Origin of the sequence: Xenorhabdus sp. PB61.4, assembly GCF_963894935.1 — a bacterium.
Classification (GTDB): domain Bacteria; phylum Pseudomonadota; class Gammaproteobacteria; order Enterobacterales; family Enterobacteriaceae; genus Xenorhabdus; species Xenorhabdus stockiae.
The window spans coordinates 1-4,663 of sequence record NZ_CAWQJR010000076.1; the positions used below are offsets into that span (position 1 = coordinate 1).

The window sequence follows — 4,663 nt, forward strand, 5'->3', positions numbered from 1 at the left end:
ACTCCATCACTATCCAAAATATTAAGAATGTGATTTTTAGATATTTCTTCATCATGCCTAAACTCATCACATAGTTCCGTATAATAATCAGAACCATGATGGATTAAATTTTCGATAAAAAATTTCATTTCGGTTTTATTCATTATGACATTTATTTTCATAACATTCCTCAACCTTACGGTAAAATTTTAACAAATTGCATGATTAACTATTAACTAATGTTTTTAAATGTAACATTATTTAATAATCGAATTATCATATTTATGACCATATAAAAATAGAGTTACATTCATTTAATTTCCCAATTTGTTTCATCACATCATTTTAAATCACATTGATAATAACGGGATTCCACTTCCTTAATATTATTATTTTACTGGTTAGTAAAATAATGCCACTTGTTTTATACTCTGTAAATGATTATTTTACCGAGTAGTAAGAAATGAAAAAAAAGGGTCGTCCACGTAATTATGACAGTAAATTAGCCATCAGTAATATTACGTCTCTCTTTTGGCGTAAAGGGTTTACTACAACATCTTTAGATGATTTAGTAACAGAAACCTCAATGAATAAACCAAGTCTCTATGCAGCATTTGGAAATAAATTAGCTATTTATAAAAAAGCTATGGATAATTTTGGCTCTATAGCAACCGCATGTACTGAGAATGCACTTAAAAAACAACATGAAAATGATACGATCACTGATCGCATAACTAGATATTTAATTGATTCTATTGATTTATATACTGGTAAAGACGGGCAATTGGGCTGCATGGTTTTATCAACAGCAGTAGCAGAAATAGCGTCACCTGAAATTCAGCAATATCTTGCAATGGTAATTCAAATACAAATCAATCAGATAAAAAAAGTTTTAAATGAAGCAAAAAATCATGGAGAATTTCTCCCTGATACGGATATTGATATTATTTCTCAATTAATTATCGCCATTTTACATTCAATATCTCTACGAGCAAGGGCAGGTGAAAGAGCAGAAACATTAATACCATTAGTGCATAGTGCTGAGATGATATTAAAGCCTATAACGATAATAAAAAATGTTACAATAAATAAAATTGAAAAATAAAAATTACAATATATAAATGCCAATCTCCATCATACACCTCCAATTAGATTAGTTGTTTTATAGGCTATAAAGGCTTCCGGTCGCGTGAAAAGTAAAGTTTAGTTTGTTTATTTTATAAGGTGATAGTCCAGAAAAATATTTTTAATACTATATTGTATACTACTGTAAACAATATTTTTTAAGTGAGAATAGAAATGACAGACAACAGCCTAGAAAAAAATAATCTCATCACGCCACTTTTCCACGACAAACTCTTTCAATCACGTTCTATAATTATCTCTGGTGAGATTAACCAACAGCTGGTTGAAAAAGTGATAACTCAGCTTCTTCTACTACAGGAGCTCAATAATAACCCTGTAAAAGTTTTTGTTAACAGCCAGGGTGGACACGTCGAATCCGGGGATACTCTGCATGATATGTTCAAATTTATTCAGCCAGAGGTGCTTATGATTGGTACTGGCTGGGTCGCCAGTGCAGGTATTACTCTCTTCCTTGCCGCCAAAAAAGAACATCGTTATTGCCTTCCTAATACCCGATTTATGATCCACCAGCCTTTAGGTGGCGTTCAGGGAAGAGCTACCGATATCGAAATTGAAACAAAAGAAATATTAAAAATGCGTGGCCGTATAAATCAGCTTATCAGTGAAGCCACCGGGCACCCTATAGATAAAGTGGCAAAAGATACCGACCGTAATTTCTGGATGGGGCCGGAGGAAGCCCGTGATTACGGCATTGTCGGGCAAATTATCAGCCACTGGAGTGAGTTAAAAGCAGGATAGCAACGGCTGTTTGGCAACTTATCAGGCCATGATGTGTGACCTGTAATGGCGTTGACGATTTTTCAAGGTATTACAGCCATTGCAGGCTCAATCAAACACATGAGATCTTCTCTGGAAACACCATCGCGAGCCTGAAATGAAATGGCCTGCATAATTCCTAAAAAATAAGATGCTAATTTTCCTGTATCCGTTTCACCCGATAATTCACCATCTGCTACTGCTTTCGCTATCCGTGTGTGAATTAGCTTCCATGTATATTGACGAACCTCTTTCAGGTAAGCATAAGCATCCTCGTTTTCTTGTAAATTATTGACTATTCCCAGAACGAGTAAACATCCGCCTGACTGATTCGAAGTAGCTACTTCCACAGAAACCTCTAACATAGCACGCAACCCTTGCTTTACACTTTCTGCATTGTTAAGGCTATCCATAGCTTTAGCGCCTATGGTTTTAATATATAAATCAACCGCCGCATAAAAAGCCTGTTTTTTACTGCCAAATGCTGCATAAAAACTAGGAGGATTGATATTCATTGCCGCGGTTAGATCAACAAGTTGTGTTCCTTCATATCCTTTAGACCAAAAAACCTCCATTGCTTGTTGGAGAGCAACCTCACGGTCAAAACTCAAAGGACGTCCACGCGATGCCATTATATGTACCTTCGTCATTTCTGTAGTGAGAATAACATAAATCCCTTGATCAGTTTTAGCAAGTAAGATAATTTTGTAATAACCACTACAAAATAAACATTCGATAAGCAAGGCGATAAAATGGAAAAATGTAAAGGCAATATCGCTATTCCAGCTGCAATAACTAAAAGTACGATCCCTCTGTCTATTTATATACTGGCATTCGGCGTCTTCGCTATGGTCACCAGCGAATTTCAGGTCACAGGTATGGTGACAATCATGGCTGATGACTTAAACGTTTCTATTTCTGAAATTGGTTATCTGGTCTCTCTATATGCTTTAGCCATGGCTTTTGGTGGTCCGTTACTTACACTGGGTTTATTAAAAACGCCTCCCAAAACTGCATTACTTAGCCTTTATTTGATTTTTATTATCGGCGAAATACTTGGGGCATTAGCTGATTCTTATACCGTTCTGGCAATTGCTCGAGTAATAACCGGAGCTGTTTCTGGTGCCTTTTTTGGTATGTCTGTATCTATTTGCGCAGAAATTGTGGCAAAGCAGCAGCGAGGGTGGGCAATTTCTATTGTTCTCTCCGGTATTATGATAGGAACCATATTAGGATTACCAATGGCGAACCTGATAGGCACATATATTGGCTGGAGAATCAGCTTTTGGACAACCTCTGTCCTCGCTACTATTGCCGGGATCATTAGCTTATTCTGGCTTCCGTTTATTCCAAAACAATCTTCAATCAGTTTACGAGCTGAATTTTATACTCTTAACAATCCAGAATTATGGCGAGTTTTTTCCACCAGTTTACTGATTATTGGTGCTACTTTTGCCGCCTTTACTTACTTCACACCCATATTAAAAGACGTGACAGGTTATCAAGAAGAAACAATTGCCAGCCTGCTTATCTTCTATGGTATCGCAACAATAATAGGTAATATCATTGTTGGAAAATTAGCTGAACGTTATACGATCATCATTCTAGTAGCTGGCTTAACACTATTAACCTTATTTCTCATGCTATTTGGGACTTTTGCTGAAAACAAATTACTCGCCACATTTTCATTAATAGGAATTGGCTTAGTTGGTGTCACAATGAACCCAGCTATGGTTACACGGGTAATGAGAACAGCTAACGGTCGCCCATTTGTAAATACTATTCATACCTCTGTCATTACACTTGGCGTTGTCATTGGTGCTTCGTTAGGTGGATTATTCATTAGTTTAGGTTGGGGATTAAAAGCACCATTATGGGCAGGTTGCATTATGGCTTTCATAGGATTACTGACTTTGTTTTCTGATATTAAAAAAAATGAGATCTAAATAAGCCTGATCAAAATCAGGCTATAAGAGTATGCTCACAGGTAATGCACAATCCGAAAAAATTGACTGACTGGAATTAACAGATTGGATTGAATAAAGTGACTACTTTTGCCTTTTCTCCAGCGTCCAGACGAAATCTTGCTCTGTAACAGGTTTAAATCCCAGTTTCTTATAAAGCCAGCTGGCTGAAGACGTTACCAGTGTAACATGACCCACATCGGTAACGGCTGGATGCTGTAAAACGCACTCCATTAACCAGCGCCCTAATCCTTTCTTTTGATATTCATCAATAATAAATACATCTACAACATAAGAAAACGTAGAGAAATCAGTTATTAATCTGGCGAATCCAATTTTTTTATCTTGATGGGATAATAAAAAGCATACACTATTTTCTACCGCAGTTTTAACTTTTTCAAATTCAATTCCTAGAGCCCAAAATAATTGAGTAAGGTTATTATGTACAAAATTGACATCAATCTTACTCTTATCTGTTGTAATCCAATAATCATCACGTTTCCATTGCATAACTTGCTTCATATTATTCCCCTTTAAGTGTAACAAATTACAACTTTAATATTTTTCGCTTGAAACTGAATCCTACACTGGGATCCAAAAAATATGAAACCTTATTCACTGATTTCATCATGTCTTTTAGATAATTTTTTCTTTCACCTGATAATAAGCTTTGCTTTTTTAAAAGATGCTCTACAGCATGTAGTAGTAATGATGTTTTTCACCAAAGACATTATTCATATGTATAATCGCATCAGCAATAATATTGACTTTGTCAGGATCAATATCATTTAACAAGCTACCACTCCGTTTTATATAAT

At 35.7% G+C, this 4,663-nt stretch carries 5 protein-coding genes; 3 read left to right on the forward strand and 2 right to left on the reverse strand.

Features of this window, described 5'->3' with window-relative positions; translation table 11 throughout:
* The first annotated feature begins 442 nt into the window (after window positions 1–442).
* Together AACX68_RS05260 and AACX68_RS05265 are read left to right on the forward strand one after the other, a co-directional pair.
* Window positions 443–1,084 (forward strand): TetR/AcrR family transcriptional regulator, encoded by a 642-nt coding sequence (locus AACX68_RS05260; protein WP_228860770.1) that lies wholly within the window; start codon window positions 443–445, stop codon window positions 1,082–1,084.
* Between the two features lie 194 nt (window positions 1,085–1,278).
* Complete coding sequence (locus AACX68_RS05265; protein WP_228860771.1) at window positions 1,279–1,863, forward strand: ATP-dependent Clp protease proteolytic subunit; 585 nt, start codon at window positions 1,279–1,281, stop codon at window positions 1,861–1,863.
* Window positions 1,864–1,925: 62 nt separating this feature from the next.
* Here the strand turns inward: AACX68_RS05265 and AACX68_RS05270 are convergent, their stop codons facing one another.
* Window positions 1,926–2,513, reverse strand: a complete 588-nt coding sequence (locus tag AACX68_RS05270; RefSeq protein ID WP_228860772.1) for a TetR/AcrR family transcriptional regulator — start codon at window positions 2,511–2,513, stop codon at window positions 1,926–1,928.
* Between the two features lie 120 nt (window positions 2,514–2,633).
* Between AACX68_RS05270 and AACX68_RS05275 the strand changes: the two genes are divergently transcribed.
* Window positions 2,634–3,827, forward strand: a complete 1,194-nt coding sequence (locus tag AACX68_RS05275; protein ID WP_228860773.1) for an MFS transporter — start codon at window positions 2,634–2,636, stop codon at window positions 3,825–3,827.
* A 102-nt stretch (window positions 3,828–3,929) separates the two neighbouring features.
* Here the strand turns inward: AACX68_RS05275 and AACX68_RS05280 are convergent, their stop codons facing one another.
* Window positions 3,930–4,367: a GNAT family N-acetyltransferase gene (locus AACX68_RS05280; protein ID WP_228860774.1), complete on the reverse strand. Its 438-nt coding sequence runs from the start codon at window positions 4,365–4,367 to the stop codon at window positions 3,930–3,932.
* Window positions 4,368–4,663: the final 296 nt, after the last annotated feature.